The organism is Streptomyces sp. CG 926, from assembly GCF_003148825.1.
Taxonomy (GTDB): Bacteria; Actinomycetota; Actinomycetes; order Streptomycetales; family Streptomycetaceae; genus Streptomyces.
In genome coordinates this window covers 33,860-48,904 of sequence record NZ_QGGZ01000011.1, presented here as the reverse complement: position 1 = coordinate 48,904, position 15,045 = coordinate 33,860, and the positions used below count along the sequence as shown (strand labels likewise).

Annotated in this window: 15 protein-coding genes and 1 riboswitch; of the genes, 8 read left to right on the top strand and 7 right to left on the bottom strand. The window is 72.5% G+C overall.

All coding sequences use genetic code 11. The annotated features are described in order from the left end of the window. Positions 1–2: 2 nt before the first annotated feature. Both BCL76_RS27295 and BCL76_RS27290 read right to left on the bottom strand, forming a co-directional pair. Positions 3–2,099, bottom strand: coding sequence for a YhgE/Pip family protein (locus BCL76_RS27295; RefSeq protein ID WP_109782060.1), 2,097 nt, complete (start codon positions 2,097–2,099; stop codon positions 3–5). Then, positions 2,071–2,967 (bottom strand): ATP-binding cassette domain-containing protein, encoded by an 897-nt coding sequence (locus tag BCL76_RS27290; RefSeq protein ID WP_109782059.1) that lies wholly within the window; start codon positions 2,965–2,967, stop codon positions 2,071–2,073. The genes BCL76_RS27295 and BCL76_RS27290 overlap by 29 nt, the downstream gene beginning before the upstream one ends. A 170-nt stretch (positions 2,968–3,137) precedes the next feature. On the opposite strand from BCL76_RS27290, the gene BCL76_RS27285 reads away from it, so the two are divergent. The 5 genes from BCL76_RS27285 (at position 3,138) to BCL76_RS27265 (ending at position 7,324) form a co-directional block, all read left to right on the top strand. Continuing rightward, positions 3,138–3,632: an SAV_6107 family HEPN domain-containing protein gene (locus BCL76_RS27285; RefSeq protein WP_109782058.1), complete on the top strand. Its 495-nt coding sequence runs from the start codon at positions 3,138–3,140 to the stop codon at positions 3,630–3,632. A 73-nt stretch (positions 3,633–3,705) separates the two neighbouring features. Further along, positions 3,706–4,464: a methyltransferase gene (locus BCL76_RS27280; protein ID WP_109782057.1), complete on the top strand. Its 759-nt coding sequence runs from the start codon at positions 3,706–3,708 to the stop codon at positions 4,462–4,464. Between the two features lie 293 nt (positions 4,465–4,757). Then, entirely contained in the window at positions 4,758–5,159 is a 402-nt protein-coding gene (locus tag BCL76_RS27275) for a DUF3040 domain-containing protein (RefSeq protein WP_109782056.1), read from the top strand. 82 nt (positions 5,160–5,241) lie between these two features. Continuing rightward, entirely contained in the window at positions 5,242–5,868 is a 627-nt protein-coding gene (locus BCL76_RS27270; protein WP_109782055.1) for a DUF4126 domain-containing protein, read from the top strand. A gap of 37 nt (positions 5,869–5,905) precedes the next feature. Continuing rightward, entirely contained in the window at positions 5,906–7,324 is a 1,419-nt protein-coding gene (locus BCL76_RS27265) for a phytoene desaturase family protein (RefSeq protein ID WP_181382756.1), read from the top strand. 23 nt (positions 7,325–7,347) lie between these two features. On the opposite strand, the gene BCL76_RS27260 is transcribed toward BCL76_RS27265, so the two are convergent. The 5 genes from BCL76_RS27260 to BCL76_RS27240 form a co-directional block, all read right to left on the bottom strand. Beyond that, a complete protein-coding gene (locus BCL76_RS27260) occupies positions 7,348–8,241 on the bottom strand; it encodes a hypothetical protein (protein WP_181382755.1) in 894 nt (297 codons plus the stop codon). A gap of 49 nt (positions 8,242–8,290) precedes the next feature. Continuing rightward, positions 8,291–9,205: a methylenetetrahydrofolate reductase [NAD(P)H] gene (gene metF / locus BCL76_RS27255; RefSeq protein WP_109782052.1), complete on the bottom strand. Its 915-nt coding sequence runs from the start codon at positions 9,203–9,205 to the stop codon at positions 8,291–8,293. Positions 9,206–9,347: 142 nt separating this feature from the next. Then, on the bottom strand, positions 9,348–9,983 hold the full coding sequence (thiE, locus tag BCL76_RS27250; RefSeq protein WP_109782051.1) for a thiamine phosphate synthase: 636 nt from the start codon (positions 9,981–9,983) through the stop codon (positions 9,348–9,350). 84 nt (positions 9,984–10,067) lie between these two features. Continuing rightward, positions 10,068–10,433 carry an Rv2175c family DNA-binding protein gene (locus BCL76_RS27245; protein ID WP_030724382.1) on the bottom strand — a complete coding sequence of 122 codons (366 nt, stop codon included), beginning with the start codon at positions 10,431–10,433 and terminating at the stop codon, positions 10,068–10,070. 150 nt (positions 10,434–10,583) lie between these two features. Further along, a complete protein-coding gene (locus tag BCL76_RS27240) occupies positions 10,584–11,804 on the bottom strand; it encodes an NAD(P)/FAD-dependent oxidoreductase (RefSeq protein ID WP_109782050.1) in 1,221 nt (406 codons plus the stop codon). Positions 11,805–11,885: 81 nt separating this feature from the next. Further along, positions 11,886–11,997: riboswitch (TPP riboswitch) on the top strand. Between BCL76_RS27240 and thiO the strand changes: the two genes are divergently transcribed. The 3 genes from thiO to BCL76_RS27225 all read left to right on the top strand — a co-directional run bounded on the left by thiO (position 11,995) and on the right by BCL76_RS27225 (position 14,173). After that, the gene (gene thiO / locus BCL76_RS27235; RefSeq protein ID WP_109782291.1) at positions 11,995–13,176 is read left to right on the top strand and encodes a glycine oxidase ThiO; all 1,182 of its coding nucleotides are present in this window, start codon (positions 11,995–11,997) and stop codon (positions 13,174–13,176) included. (Overlaps the previous riboswitch by 3 nt.) Further along, a complete protein-coding gene (gene thiS, locus BCL76_RS27230) occupies positions 13,173–13,373 on the top strand; it encodes a sulfur carrier protein ThiS (RefSeq protein ID WP_109782049.1) in 201 nt (66 codons plus the stop codon). Before thiO ends, thiS begins: the two co-directional genes overlap by 4 nt. Before the next feature lie 5 nt (positions 13,374–13,378). Further along, positions 13,379–14,173 (top strand): thiazole synthase, encoded by a 795-nt coding sequence (locus tag BCL76_RS27225; protein ID WP_109782048.1) that lies wholly within the window; start codon positions 13,379–13,381, stop codon positions 14,171–14,173. Positions 14,174–15,045 lie beyond the last annotated feature (872 nt).

Genomic DNA, 15,045 nt, shown 5'->3' with positions numbered 1-15,045 from the left:
CCCTACAGGCTCAGTTCCGGGTGCAGTCGGTCCATGGTCCACACCTGCTTGCCGCGGGCGGCGAGCGCGGTGAGGGCCAAGGCGCCCGCGGTGAAGGCCAGCAGGACCACGCTTCCGTGCCAGACCGGGCCGAGGTCGCCGCCGGTGATGAGGCGGCGCAGGCTCTCGACGATGTACGACATCGGCAGGTACGGGTGGATCCAGTTGAAGAAGTCCGGGCTGGTCTGGACGGGGTAGGTGCCGCCCGCCGAGGTCAGTTGGAGCATCAGGACGGCCAGCACCAGGATGCGGCCGGCGGCGCCGAACTTGGCGTTGAGCCACTGGACGATCGCCGCGAAGCAGCAGGTGACCAGCATCAGGAAGGCGATGGTCAGGGCCGGGTGGGCCATTTTCAGGCCGAGGCCGGGCGCCCAGTGCAGTACGGACATCAGCAGGGCCACCTGTGCCGTGCCGAGGCCCGCCACGGGCAGCCAGCCGGCGAGGGCGACCCGCCAGGGTGAGGCGCCCGCGGCCAGGGCCCGCCGGTTCAGCGGGGCGATCAGCATGTAGGCGACCATCGCGCCGACCCAGAGGGAGAGCGGGATGAAGTAGGGGGCGAAGCCGGTGCCGTAGTTGGGCGCCTTGTGCAGGGACTGGTTGGCGAGCTGGACCGGGTCGGCCATGACCTGGGTGCGCGCGTCGCGCTGCTGCTGGTCGTAGTCGGGGATCTTGCCGGCGCCGTCGTGCAGGCCGCCGGCGAGTTCGCCGGTGCCGTCGACGAGCTTGTACATGCCGCCGTCGAGGCGGTGGGCGCCGTCGCCGAGCTTGCCGACGCCTTCGGTGAGGGCGCCGGAGCCGGTGGTGACGGTACCGAGGCCGGTGTGCAGCTGGGCCATGCCGGCGGACACCTTGTGGGCTCCGCTGTTGAGGGCGTTGACCTTGGCGACGGCCGCGTCGAGGTCACCCGCGAGCTGGGGCGCCTTGACGACGAGCTCGCGGGCCTTCTTCTCCAGGTCGGTGAGCTGGGTGCGGAGCGTGGCGACGTCCCCGTTCGCGTTCTTGACCAGGACGCTGACGTCCCCGCTGAGCTCGGCGGCCTCGGCCGCGCTGTCCTTGACCTTCTTCAGGTCGGGGCAGGAGGCCAGGTGCGGTTCGCCGCCGGGGGTGACGCAGTGCTTGGTGTAGTAGGCGTCCGCGCCGGCCGAGGCCTTCTTGGCGGCGGCGGCCGCGGCCGGGGCCTTCTCGGCGAAGGTGCCGAGGTGGTTGTTGACCACCTTCGCGCTGTCGGCGACGAGCTCGGCGGTGTCCGCCAGGTTCTTGGGGTCCTTGACGAAGGGGCGGGCCTTGTCCGCGGCCCCGTTGACCTTGTCGGCCAGCGCCTGGGTACCGTCCGCGACGTCCTTGGAGCCGGTCTCCAGCTTGCCCGCGGCCGTGTTCAGCTTCTGCAGACCGCTGTTGAGCTCGCCGGACTTCTCCTGTGCCGTGTCGAGGCCGTCGGCGAGTTCCTTGGCGCCTTCCTGGGCCTTGCCCGCGCCGTCCTTGAGCTGGTCGGCGCCGTCGGCCGCCTCGGCGGTCTTGTCGTGCAGGTCGGAGAAGTTGACGAAGATCTTGTCGAGGAACTTCCGGGAGGCGTTGGTGGACGCCGCGGAGCGGACCTCGGCGAAGACGGAACGCGAGATCGAGCCGACGATGTAGTTGTTGGCGTCGTTCGTGCGGACCTGGAGGGCCCCGGTGGTGGGGTCCTCCCCCGAGCTGGAGGCGATCTTCGCGCTGAAGTCGGCGGGCATGGTCAGGGTCAGGTAGTAGGTACCGTTCTCCAGGCCCTCGGCCGCCTCCTTCGCGCTCGCGTCGTGCCACTCGAAGGACTTCTTGCTGCTGTGCAGCTTCTTGGCTATCTCGGCGCCGGCGTCGAAGTGCTCACCGCCGACGGTCGCGCCCTTGTCGGCGTTGACGATGGCGACGGGCACCTTGTCGAGGCGGCTGTACGGGTCCCAGAAGGACCACAGGTACAGGGCTCCGTAGAGCAGCGGCAGCAGGAGCAGCGCGACGAGAGCGGCCCGGGGCAGCTTCCCCCGCCCGAACCGCTTGAGCTCAAGCGCGGCCAGCTTCGGCGAGCGCATCGTCCGCCCCCTTCGTGTCGTCGTTCTCGGAGTCGGTCTCGGAGTCGGTCGCCGTGTCGGCCGCCGAGTCGGTTTCGGAGTCGGTCTCGGAGTCGGTCGCCGTGTCGGTTTCGGAGTCGGTCTCGGAGTCGGTCTTCGTGTCGTTCCCGGAGCCGTCCGCCGCGTCCGGCTCCTTGGGGGAGGTCCGCAGGACGACCGCGTCGGCGGGGGCCTCGCTGCACACCGCGAGGACGGTGATCCCGCGGGCGGCGACCGAGCGGAGCAGGTCCCAGGCCTCGGCGCGTTCGGTGTCCGACAGCTTCAGGTCGAGGTCGTCGAGGGCCAGCAGTCCCGGGGAGCCCAGCAGCGCGATGGCGACGGACAGCCGTACGGACTCCAGGCGTTCCAGGTCCCGTACGGAGGTCCGGCCGCCCTTGGGCAGCGCGGCGAGGTCCAGGCCGGCGGCCTCCAGGGCGGAGGCGATCCGCGCCTCGGCGGCGGCGCGACGCTCGGCGCGGGGCCGGAACATGGCGCGGACCGGGGCGCCGTAGTGGCGCTGGAGCAGGGCGCCCTCGCGCAGCTGTTCCGCGACGGTGAGGGCCTGGTCGAGTTCGTTGACCCCGGAGACGGGGCCGAGTGCGGCAATCCGGCGAACCGCCGTCATCCGCTTCGGCAGCCGGTGGCCGCCGACCTCGGCGTGCCCCTGGGTGGGTTTCATCCGCCCGGTGAGGGCAAGGAGCAGGCAGGTACGGCCACTGCCGGAGGGGCCTTCGACCGCGATGAGCGAGCCTGGGGCCGCGTCGATGCCGACTCCCCGGAAGGCCCAGCCGCGCGGGCCCTCGAGTCCGAAGTCCTCGGCCTTGACGGCCGCGCCGTGCGGGCTGTCCACGCCGTCCCCCTTCTTTGAACTGACCGGTCAGTTCAAAAACTAGCATCCTTCTTCGCACCAGGTGCGCAGGAGGGGGCAGTTGCCCGGTTCGTGACCGTAAAAGCCCAGGTCAGCGCAATTGTCAGTGGGGCCCGTCACGATGGGGGCAACGCATCGACAGGAGGTTCGTCATGGCCACACCGTCCCCGTCCCCTGTCCACCCCGTCCTGCGCAGGTCGACGGCTCCACCGGCCGCCCTCGACCTGCTGGCCAAGGCCCACAGCGGCCTGGCCGAGGCCGCCCGGCTGACCCGCCCCAACGAGCGCTACGCCACCGCCCACCTCGCCGCACTGCGCACCGCCGCGGCCGTGCTCGCCGCGCGTGCCCGGCCCGAGCCGGTGAGCCCGCGGCGGCGGCCCCGGATCCGCAGCGCGTGGGAGGTGCTGCCGGAGATGGCCCCGGAGCTGACCGAGTGGAGCGCGCTCTTCGCCTCCGGAGCCGCCCGCCGGGCCAGGGCCGAGGCGGGGATAGCGGACGCGGCGAGCCCCCGGGACGCGGACGATCTGGTGCGGGCGGCCTCGATGTTCCTTCGCCTGGTGGAACGGATGCTCACCGTCCGGACACCACCCCAACCCCTCGGACAGACCCTGCCCGCACCACGTCCGGAGCATCCGGACGCGGGATGAGCTGCCCGGCGGCGGAAGGCAATAGGGTGGGCCAGGACCGCTCACCCTTTACCGCGCCGAGGAGCCATCAGCCGTGTCGGACACTTCCCGCCCCCGTGCCTCCCTCCGCACCGCCGTGGTGTGGGAGGTCCTCAAGGAGGCACTCGACCGCCGGGTGAAGGCGACCGGGCGGGATGTGCTGGACGTGCTCGACACCGGTGGCGGCACCGGCAAGTTCGCCGTGCCGGTGGCCCGCCTGGGCCACCGGGTCACCGTGGTCGACCCCAGCCCGAACGCACTGTTCGGGCTGGAGCGCCGAGTGGCCGAGGCCGGTGTCGCCGATCTCGTGCGCGGAGTCCAGGGCGACGCCCAGGGCCTGTTGGACGTCGTCGAGCGGGACGCCTACGACGTGGTGCTCTGCCACGGCGTGCTGGAGTACGTGGACGACCCCGCGGAGGGCGTGGCCAACACGGTGGCCGCGCTGCGCACCGACGGCACGCTCAGCCTGCTGGCCGCCGGCCTCGGTGGGGCCGTGCTGGCCCGCGCGCTGGCCGGGCACTTCACGGAGGCCCGTACCGCCCTGACGGACCCGGCCGGCCGCTGGGGCTCCGGCGACCCGGTACCGCGCCGCTTCACCGCCGAGCAGCTCTCCGAGCTGGTCGGCGGGGCCGGCCTCGAGGTCGGCGCGGTGCACGGCGTGCGGATCTTCGCCGACCTCGTGCCCGGGGTCCTGGTGGACACCGAGCCCGGCGCCGTGGAGGCGCTGCTGCGTCTGGAGGAGGCCGCGGCCGAGCTGCCCGCCTTCCACGCGGTCGCCACCCAGCTGCACGTCCTGGGCGAGAAGCGGGCCTGAACTGCGACCTTCCGCGGGCGGAGTCGGCCACACACCCTCCGATCCGCCGGTCGGCCCCGTATGATCAGGTGCAAGACCGGCATGGTGGACGGACCATTGGGGAATAAGGGCCTCAGTGACCGCCCCCGCGGCGGTACGGTTTTCACGCAGCGCTTTCACCGGCTGCGTCATTTCTGGGTTGTGTCCTTTTGGAACACTGCGCAGAGGGCGGGTGTCACGGGGGCGATTCCCCGCCTATCCTGAAGGGGACCCCTGGTCGCCACCCCCGCGACCGACGGATGAGGAGGACTCCCGTGCCGCTCTCGGAGCACGAGCAGCGAATGCTCGAGCAGATGGAGCGAGCGCTGTACGCCGAAGATCCCAAGTTCGCGACAGCGCTTGAGGGAAGCGGACTGCGTACGTACACCCGGCGACGGGTCTACCAGGCAGTCGCAGGCATTGTGGTGGGTATCGCGCTCCTCATGACCGGTGTGATCATTCCGAACGTGCTCTGGATCAGCGTGGTGGGTTTCCTCGTCATGCTGGGATGTACGGTCCTGGTGGTCACCGGTTGGCGCAAGGCACCCAAGCCTGGCGAGCAGCCCGTCTCCGGAAGTACCGGCGGTCCGGCCCATGGCCGGAGCCGGCAGCGTCGGTCGATGATGACCCGTATCGAGGAACGGTGGCAGCGCCGCCGTGACGAGCAGGGGCAGTAGCCCCCGACAACGTGGGTGAGGGGATGGCCGCCGTGCGGCCGTCCCCTCACTTTTCTGCGTTCCCGTACGGCATGATGATCCGATGAGTGTGCTCCCCCTGGTCTTCACCAGCGGCTGGGCCAGTGGGATCAACGCTTACGCCGTGGTCCTCCTGCTCGGCATCTTCGGCCGCACCGGCCTGACCGACGACGTCCCCGCCTCCCTGCAGCGCACGGACGTGCTGATCGTGGCGGCGGTGCTGTTCCTGTGCGAGGCGATCGCCGACAAGGTCCCGTACATGGACTCGATATGGGACACCGTCCACACGGTGATCCGCCCCGTGTCCGGTGCGGTGATCGGTGCGCTGCTGGCCGGGCAGACCGGTTCGCTCCCCGAGATCACCGCCGCCGCGGTCGGCGGCTCCACAGCGCTGGCCAGCCATTTCGTCAAAGCCGGCACCCGGATGGCGATCAACACCTCGCCCGAGCCCTTCACCAACGTGGGGATGAGCATCGCCGAGGACCTCGGGGTGGCCGGGCTCGTCACCTTCGCGATGTTCAATCCCGAGGCCGCGGCGATCATCGCCGCCGTGCTGCTGGCCATCGGACTGGCCATACTGTTCTTCCTCTGGAGCCGGATCCGCCGCTTCCTGCGGCGCCGTGCCCAGCGCCGTGAGGAGAAGCGGCTGGCCGCCGAGGTCCGTGAGACCACCGGAGCCCCACCCCGCTGACGCGAGGGCCCCCACCTGGGTCGATAGGCTCGGCCGCATGGCACGAATTGCGGTGATCGGCGCCGGCATGGGCGCGATGGCGACGGCGGCCCGGCTGGCCGTGGCGGGGCACCAGGTGACGGTGTACGAACGCGGGGCCACCTACGGCGGATCCGTGGGCCGGTACGAGCGCGAGGGCTTCACCTTCGACACCGGCCCCGGGCTGCTGCACCTGCCGGCCGTCTACCGCGATCTCTTCGTGAAGACCGGTAAGCAGCCGCTGGAGACCTACGTCGACATGGCCCAGGCGAACCCGGCCGTCCGACACGTCCTCCCCCACCGCGGCATCGACGTCACCCTCCCCGGCGCCTCCCACGGCGGTGTCGCCGCCGCGCTGGAATCCGCCTTCGGCCCGGGTGCGGGCGAGCGCTGGAACGCCGTCCTGGGCCGCGCCCGCGACGCCTGGGACGCCACCCGGCGCCCGCTGCTGGAGGAGCCCCTGCGACCCGGCGCCCGCCGGAGCCTGGGCGACGACCCGTATCCGGCGCTGCGCGGGAGCGGCCTGCTGCGCCGCCGCCCGCCGACCCTCGCCGAGGTGGCCGACCGGGAGCTGGGCGGCCCCCTCGCGGAGCTGCTGACCGGCCTGGTGCGCGGGTACGGGATCGACCCCGCCACCGCGCCCGCCTCGGCGGCCGTGCTCCCGTACATGGAGCAGACCTTCGGCAGCTGGTACGTGCGCGGCGGGATGCGGGCCCTGGCCACCGCCGTGTACGAGCGCTGCCTGGAGCGCAAGGTCGCCTTCGTCTTCGGGGCGGAGGTCCGGGAGGTCCTGGTCGCGGACGGCCGGGCGGCCGGTGTGCGGCTGGCCGACGGCGATGAGGCGGCCGCCGACACCGTGGTGTGCGGGATCGACCCCCGGCAGCTGCCGGCCGGTTCGCTGCCGTGGCCGTCGGACGCGGTTCCCGCCCGTGGGGACGGCGTACCGGGGCGGATCACCCTGCTGCTCGCGCTGCGCGGCGCGCGCCCGGCCACCGCCGTGCACCGGACGGTCGTCCACGCTCCCGGGACCCAGGTCACCGTCATGCGCCCGGACGATCCGACCACCCGGCCCGACGAGGAGCACGAGGCGGTCACCGTGAGCGCCGTACCCGGCCCCGGTACCTCGGAGCCCGGCGAGCTGCTGAACCTCGCGGAGAAGGCCGTACAGGGCCTACGGGAGCGGCTGTTGTGGCACGAGGTGCGTACCGCGGCCGACATCGAGGAGGCGACCGGCGCGCTGGGCGGCGCGGTGCCCCCGCCCGCCCTCGCGGGGGCCGGGGGCCGGCTGCTCCAGCCGGCCAACACCACGGCCGTGCCCGGGCTGTACCTGGCGGGCGGCTGGGCCCACCCCGGCGGCGGGCTGGCGCACGCCGGGATGACCGGAGCCCTGGTCGCCGGACTGATCGTGGAGGGCGCGGAATTCCGCGGCTCCCAGTGACCGGCGACCGGCGACGGTGATCGTCAGTAGCGGTACTGCTCGTACCCGCCCTGCTGGGGGTACGGGTACGGGTACTGCTGCGGCTGCTCGCCCTGGTCCTCCATCGGGTAGGACTGGCCGGCCCCGTCGGTGGACCGCTGCTGCGGGACCCAGACCCCGCCGGGCGGGGTGTCCGTGGAGTACTGCTGCTGCCCGTAGTCGGCGTACGGGGTGTAGTCGTACGGCTGGGGCGGGACGACGCCGCCGCCGGTGCCGATGTACGGGTCCGAGTAGGCGGCGTAGACCTGCTGCTGGTCGCCCGTCGGGTAGCCGCCGGAGTAGTCGTAGCCGCCCTGGTTCTGCTGGTCGTAGTACGCCGCGTACTGGTGGGCGTCCTGCTCGGCCGTGGTGAAGGGCGAGGCGAAGGCCGCGGTCCGGTCGACGGCGGGGGGCGCGAAACTCTGTATGCCGTAGGACCCGGTGTCCTCGGGAACCGGCTCCGTGTCGTAGACCACCGGGGGCGCGTCCCGGAACGACCGCTCCTCGCCGGCCCCGTCCCGAGCCTCGGCTCCGGACCGGTCCGTGTCCTCGTACTCCAGCGCGGTGACCTGGAGGGCCGGCTCCGACTTCGTGCCCGAGGCGCCCGAACCCCGACGGCGACGCGTCTGGCGTACGGGCTCACCGCCGCGGCGCAGCGCCCAGCCGGCCACGAAGCCCTTGCGGAAGGACAGCGTCACCAGGGTCTGGCCCACGGCGAACGCCAACGCGCCGGCGCCGATGACCGGCACCGACGGCAGTATCACGCCGGCGACCACGCCGAGGAAGCCGGCGAAGGCGAGCAGGCGCCAGCGGAGCCGGGCCTTGTACTGCATCAGGACCTCGGCAAGCAGCCACAGCGCGACGAAACCGAACGCGATGTAGAGGACCGTCATTCCCATGCATGGCCCCTCTCGGTACGGCCGCCGGCGCGGGAACGGGGACGGCCGCTCAGGCCCGCTGGTGCAGGCCCAGGTTCTCGTAGATTTCGAGAGTCGCCGTGGAATTGTTGAGCGTGATGAAGTGCAGCCCCGGGACACCCTCGGACAGCAGCCGCGCGCAGAACTCCGTGGCGAACTCGATGCCAATGGAGCGTACAGCGGCCGGGTCGTCCTTGACGGCGAGCATGCGCTCTTTCACGTCCGCGGGGAAGACCGCGGTGCTGAGTTGGGGCAGTCGGTCGAGCTGCTTGATACCCACAACAGGCATGACCTCGGGGATGATCGGGGTGTCGCAGCCCGCCTTCTCGACGCTGTCGCGCAGCCGCAGATAATTCTCGGGATCGAAGAACATCTGGGTGATCGCATAGTCGGCGCCCGCACGGCACTTGTCCACGAAGTGCCGGATGTCCGTATCCCAGTCGGTCGATCGCGGGTGCATCTCGGGGAAGGCCGCGACGCCGACGCAGAAGTCTCCGGACTCCTTGAGCAGCCGCACCAGGTCGGCGGCGTAGTGCACGCCGTCGGGGTGGGCCACCCAGTCGGCCATCGGGTCGCCCGGCGGGTCTCCGCGCAGGGCGAGCATGTTGCGGATCCCGGCGTCGGCGAACTGGCCGATGACGTGGCGCAGCTCGGCGATGGAGTGGTCCACGGCGGTGAGGTGCGCGACGGGCGTGAGGGTGGTGTCCGCGGCGATCTCCTGGGTGGCCTTCACGGTGCCGCCACGGGTGGAGCCGCCGGCTCCGTAGGTCACGGAGACGAAGCTCGGGGATACCGCCTCGACCCGGCGCAGGGCGTTCCAGAGGTTGCGTTCGCCCTTCTCGGTCTTCGGGGCCCAGAACTCGAAGGAGTACGAGCGCCCGGACGCGAGGAGGTCGCGGACGGTGTGTGCACGGTCCGACCAGGTGGAAGCGGTACCAGAGGCCATGTGGGCAGGTTAGACGTGGCCCGGCGGACACCGAAGCCTTGTCCGCCTTTTGGACACGGTTTTGGACACTTGCCGGGCCCCCGCTGGCCTGAAGGCGTCCGTACGGGGTAACGCGAGCGCCCGTCGTCCGGGCGGACGGGCGTCAGCCGAGGCGGGCCCGGACCCGCTTGGCGAGCTCGGCCGCGGCCGCGCCGGGGTCGGTGGCCTCGGTGAGGGCGCGGACGACCACGATGCGGGTGGCGCCGGCGTCCAGTACCTCGTCCAGGTTCGATCCGTCGATGCCGCCGATGGCGAACCAGGGGCGGTCCGTCTCCAGGGAGGCCGCGTACCGGACGAGGTCCAGGCCGGGGGCGTGGCGGCCGGGCTTGGTGGGGGTGGGCCAGCAGGGGCCGGTGCAGAAGTAGTCCACGCCGGCTTCGGCGACGGCCGCGTCGACCTCGTCCTCGGCGTGGCAGGACCGACCGATCAGCACCCGCTCGTCGAGGATGGCGCGGGCCGCGGGGACGGGGATGTCGCCCTGGCCGAGGTGCAGGACGTCGGAGCCGATGGCGTGGGCGACGTCGGCGCGGTCGTTCACGGCGAGGAGCTTGCCGTGGCGACGGGCGGCCTCGGCGAAGACCTGGAGGTGTTCGAGCTCTTCGCCCGCCTCCATGCCCTTGTCACGGAGCTGGACGATGTCCACGCCCGAGGAGAGCACGGCGTCGAGGAACTCGGGGAGGTCACCCTGGCGCTTGCGGGCGTCCGTGCAGAGGTAGAGCCGGGCGTCGGACAGCTGCATGGGTGGTACCCCCCGTGGTGGATGCGGTGTACGGGCCGGGCCGCGGCCCGGCCCGTACACCGCTGTGGAGCGAAGGCGATCAGGTCAGAGGGCGAGCGCCTGAGCGCGGCGCTTCACCTCCGTGCCGCGATTCTCGCTCAGCGCCTGCACGGGGGTGCCGGGCAGGGTCGGATCCTCGGTGAAGAGCCATTCCAGGATCTCCTCCTCGGTGAAGCGGTCGTCGCGCAGCACGGTCAGCAGACCGACGAGGCCCTTGACGACCTTGTCGCCGTCGATGAAGGGGGCCGGCACCTGCAGGGAGCGGTTCTCGCCCCGGCGGACGGCGATGAGCTGCCCTTCCTTGACCATCTGGCGGACCCGGGTCACCTCGATGTTCAGCATCTCCGCGATGTCGGGGAGGTACAGCCATGAGGGGACAAGGGCATCGATCTTTGCGTCAATCTCGGTCACAGGCACAAGCCTGCCATCTCGGCTCCGCCGCCGGTACCTGAGCAGCCCCGTCCGGGTCGCGGGCCGGTACCGGGGCCCGGCCTTCCGGCCTCGCCGGCGCCCGGGCGCCGGTTCGGGCGGAGCCCGGGAACGGAGGGACGGGCCGGCCCGTCAGGCGGTGGCCGACTTCAGCGGGGTCCCGGGGTCGGAGACCTTGGCCGGGTCCAGCGCAGCCGCCGTCTCGATCAGGCGGCGGCCCTGCGCCAGGTCGCGCGGACGCCCCACGACCAGGACGGCGACCAGCGCGCCCTCGCGCAGCCAGCACGCCGACCAGGTGGGGTCGGCCGGGTCTCCGCGCAGGAGCAGGGTGTCGGCCCCGCCGTGGTGGCCCGCGTACTGGACGAAGCGGCCGAACTGCTCCGACCAGAAGTACGGCACCGGGTCGTAGACCTGGGCGGGCTCCCCGGCCAGGATGTTCGCCGCGACCGCCCGGGGCCCCTGCAGGGCGTTGTCCCAGTGGTGCACGAGCAGCCGCGTCCCGTACCGCCCGGAGGGGAAGGAGGCGCAGTCGCCGACCGCGTACACCCCGGGCAGCGAGGTCCGCAGGTACGCGTCCGCGGTGATCGATCCGTCGGGGCCGCGCTCCACGCCGGTCCCGTCCAGCCATCCGGTGGCGGGGCGCGCGCCGATGCCCACCACCACCGCACCGGCGGGCAGGGCACGCCCGTCCGCCAGCAGGACCCGCCCCTCCTCGATCCCGGCGACCTTCGCGCCGGTGATCAGCTCCGCGCCCGCCTCCTGGTACCAGCGCGCCATCGGCTCGGTGACCTCGGCGGGCAACGCCCCCGCCAGCACTCGGTCCGCCGCCTCGACGACGGTGACCTCGCAGCCCGCCTCCCGGGCGGCGGTGGCGAACTCGGCGCCGATCCAGCCGGCCCCGACGACCACGGTCCGGGGGGCGGCGGCCAGCACCGGGCGCAGCCGGGCGGCGTCGTCCAGCGTGCGCAGCAGGTGCACGCCCGGGACGCCCTCCGTGCCGGGGAGGGTAAGCGGCTGCGCGCCGGTCGCCAGCACGAGGGTCCCGTACGGGACCGGTCCCGTCTCGGTGTCCAGCTCGTGGACGTCCGCGCGCAGTCCGGTGACCTCGGTGCCGAGCCTGAGGTCGATGTCGAGGCCCTCGAAGTCCACGTCGAAGGCGGAGTCCTCGGCCTTGCCGAGGAGTACCGCCTTGGACAGCGGGGGCCGGTCGTAGGGCTGGTGGGGTTCGGCTCCCAGCAGGGTCACGGGGCCGGTGAAGCCCTGTTCGCGCAGGGCCACGGCGGTCTGCACCCCGGCCATTCCGGCGCCGACGATCACGACGCCGCGCTGATTCTGTTCCGTCTGCTCGCTCACGTCGCCACCCTAATCATCTGACGCTCCGTCAGGAATAGGTGCCGCCTTACCCGCCATCCACGGCCGGGTTAGTCTGGCCACCGTACCTATCGCGGGAGTCCGGCGCACCGGGCTGAGAGGGAGGCTGGCCGGCCTCCGACCGTACGAACCTGATCCGGGTCATGCCGGCGAAGGGAGGGGCTGGACGCCCATGCACTCATCTCGGAAGGGTTCCGCCACGGGATCCGACGTCCTCGTCATCGGGGGCGGAATCATCGGCCTGGTCACCGCCTGGCGGGCCGCCGCGCGCGGACTACGCACCGTACTCGCCGACCCCGCGCCCGGCGGCGGCGCCGCCCAGGTCGCGGCCGGCATGCTCGCCCCCGTCACCGAACTGCACTACGGCGAGGAAGCCCTCCTCGGCCTCGGCCTCGCCTCCGCCGCGCGCTATCCGCAGTTCGCCGCCGAACTCGCCGAGGCGAGCGGCGGCCTGGACATCGGCTACCGCGCCTGCGGCACCCTCGCCGTCGCCCTCGACTCCGACGACCGCCTCCACCTGCGCGAACTGCACGCCCTGCAACGCCGCTGCGGCCTGGAGTCCGAGTGGCTCACCGGCCGCGAGTGCCGCCGCCTGGAGCCCATGCTCGCCCCGGGCGTACGCGGCGGCCTGCGCGTCGACGGCGACCACCAGGTCGACCCCCGCCGACTCGCCGCCGCCCTGCTGGCCGCCTGCGAACGCGCCGGCGTCACCCTCCACCGGTCGGCCGCGCAGCGGCTGCTCACCACCGCCGACCGGGCGACCGGAGCCCTCCTCGACGACGGTACGGAGCTGCTCGCCGACCAGGTGGTCCTCGCCGCGGGCTCGTACACCGGCCGGCTGGCAGGCGTACCGCCGGAGGTCGTGGCCCCCGTACGGCCGGTCAAGGGCCAGGTCCTGCGGCTCACGGTGCCTGCCGCGTACGCGCCGTTCCTGTCGCGGACCGTACGGGCCGTCGTCCGCGGCAGCCACGTCTACCTGGTGCCCCGCGAGAACGGCGAACTCGTCGTCGGCGCCACCAGCGAGGAACTCGGCTGGGACACCACCGTCACCGCGGGCGGGGTCTACGAACTCCTGCGCGACGCCCACGAACTGGTCCCCGGCATCACCGAACTCCCCCTCACCGAGACCCGGGCGGGACTGCGCCCCGGATCCCCCGACAACGCCCCGCTGCTCGGCCCGACCGACCTGCCGGGGCTGCACCTGGCCACCGGCCACTACCGCAACGGGGTGCTGCTGACCCCGCTCACCGGTGAGGTCCTCGCCGAGCTGCTGGCCACCGGCGAACTGCCGGAGATCGCGCGCCCCTTCACCCCCCGCCGGTTCTCCGCCGAACGTCAGGAGTCGTACGCATGACCATCTCCGTCAACGGCGAGCCGCGCGAGGTCGCGGCCGGCGCCACGCTCGACACGGTGGTCGCCACCCTGACCACCGCCCCCGCCGGCGTCGCCGCCGCACTCAACGAGACCGTCATCCCGCGCGGGCAGTGGCCGGCCACCGTCGTCGGCGACGGCGACCGGGTCGAGATCCTGACCGCGGTGCAGGGAGGCTGACCGACATGGCGGACGACCTCTTCACCCTCGGCGGCCGGACCTTCACCTCCCGCCTGATCATGGGCACGGGCGGGGCCCCGAGCCTGGACGTCCTGGAACGCTCCCTCGTCGCGTCCGGCACCGAACTCACCACGGTGGCGATGCGGCGGCTGGACCCCACGGTCCAGGGCTCCGTCCTGTCCGTGCTGACCAAGCTCGGCATCTCGGTCCTGCCCAACACGGCGGGCTGCTTCACGGCGGGCGAGGCCGTCCTCACCGCCCGGCTGGCCCGGGAGGCGCTCGGCACGGACTGGATCAAGCTGGAGGTGGTCGCGGACGAACGGACCCTCCTGCCCGACGGCGTCGAACTGCTGGACGCCGCCGAGATCCTGGTGGACGAGGGCTTCACGGTCCTCCCGTACACCAACGACGATCCGGTGCTGGCACGGAAGCTGGAGGACGTGGGCTGCGCGGCGATCATGCCGCTCGGATCCCCCATCGGATCCGGCATGGGCATCCGCAACCCGCACAACTTCGAGCTGATCACCGAACGCGCCTCGGTCCCGGTCATCCTGGACGCGGGCGCGGGCACGGCGTCCGACGCGGCCCTGGCGATGGAACTGGGCTGCGCGGCGGTGATGCTGGCCTCGGCGGTGACCCGCGCGCAGGAACCGGTCCTCATGGCGTCCGCCATGCGGGACGCCGTCTCGGCGGGCCGCCTCGCCTTCCGCGCGGGCCGCATCCCCCAACGCCGCTTCGCGGAAGCGTCCTCCCCCACGGAGGGCCGGGCCACGCTGGACCCGGAACGCCCGGCGTTCTGAGGGGTACGGGTCCAGGGGGTGGGGCCTTCACCCCCGCGACCCCCCCGCCCCCCTCGGCGCCGGGGGCATCGGGAGCGCCCTGCAGGGCGGGGGCCGAAACGGCGCGGACGGCGCGGCGGCGCCGTGCTGCCGGGCGGGGACTTCGGGGAGCGGGAGCCTGTCGGGCGGCATCAGGGAGGGTATGGGGGTTTCCCGTCAGTCCCATCGTCCCTCCGTGTCGGGCCGGTCCCTCAAGGGCGCTCCTTCGTCGCGTCGCTACGCGATGTCGCTGCGCTCCACCCTTGACCGACCGTCCCGCCCCGGAGAAACGAAAGACTGCCGAGAAGCCCCCAAAAGAACGAGCCGGTCCAAGGTCACAGGGACGGGGCGGTCGGAGATACCCGACCCCGGTCCCGGTGGGGCGATCCCGAGACGGGGCCCATGGGACGGGCGTGCCGGGGGCGTCGGGGCGCACCCGATCGCTACACACTCCCCGTCTCTCGGCGTCCGACGACCGTCCCGGGCTGGACATAAGCCGCCCACCACTCGCTTCCCTTTCCCCGTCACGCGTCCGACGACCGTCCCGGGCTGGGCATAGGCCGCCCACTGCTCGCTCGCCCTTCTCCCGTCACGCGTCCGACGACCGTCCTGGGCCAGCCGTAGAGGCAGCGGATCGCTACGTGCCTCTCCCTGACCGCGACAGCCGGCAGGCAGGCAGGGGTTGATGAGGGCTGACGAGAGGGGCGAACGGCTGACAGCTCGGCCGATCCGTGGTGGATCGGGGTCAGCACGAACACGACACCACCAACCCGACCCCGAAACGGGGCAAATGGGGCGAACCTTCGACCTTCGGGGCCACCCGCGCGCGCTGACTCGCACTCACGACGAAATGG

Excerpts from the sequence above, each read along its gene's own strand:
- BCL76_RS27295 (WP_109782060.1), bottom strand. The coding sequence starts at position 2,099 with ATGCGCTCGCCGAAGCTGGCCGCGCTTGAGCTCAAGCGGTTCGGGCGG.
- BCL76_RS27285 (WP_109782058.1), top strand. The coding sequence starts at position 3,138 with ATGGCCACACCGTCCCCGTCCCCTGTCCACCCCGTCCTGCGCAGGTCG.
- BCL76_RS27270 (WP_109782055.1), top strand. The coding sequence starts at position 5,242 with ATGAGTGTGCTCCCCCTGGTCTTCACCAGCGGCTGGGCCAGTGGGATC.
- BCL76_RS27265 (WP_181382756.1), top strand. The coding sequence starts at position 5,906 with ATGGCACGAATTGCGGTGATCGGCGCCGGCATGGGCGCGATGGCGACG.
- BCL76_RS27260 (WP_181382755.1), bottom strand. The coding sequence starts at position 8,241 with ATGGGAATGACGGTCCTCTACATCGCGTTCGGTTTCGTCGCGCTGTGG.
- metF (WP_109782052.1), bottom strand. The coding sequence starts at position 9,205 with ATGGCCTCTGGTACCGCTTCCACCTGGTCGGACCGTGCACACACCGTC.
- thiE (WP_109782051.1), bottom strand. The coding sequence starts at position 9,983 with ATGCAGCTGTCCGACGCCCGGCTCTACCTCTGCACGGACGCCCGCAAG.
- thiO (WP_109782291.1), top strand. The coding sequence starts at position 11,995 with ATGCACTCATCTCGGAAGGGTTCCGCCACGGGATCCGACGTCCTCGTC.
- thiS (WP_109782049.1), top strand. The coding sequence starts at position 13,173 with ATGACCATCTCCGTCAACGGCGAGCCGCGCGAGGTCGCGGCCGGCGCC.
- BCL76_RS27225 (WP_109782048.1), top strand. The coding sequence starts at position 13,379 with ATGGCGGACGACCTCTTCACCCTCGGCGGCCGGACCTTCACCTCCCGC.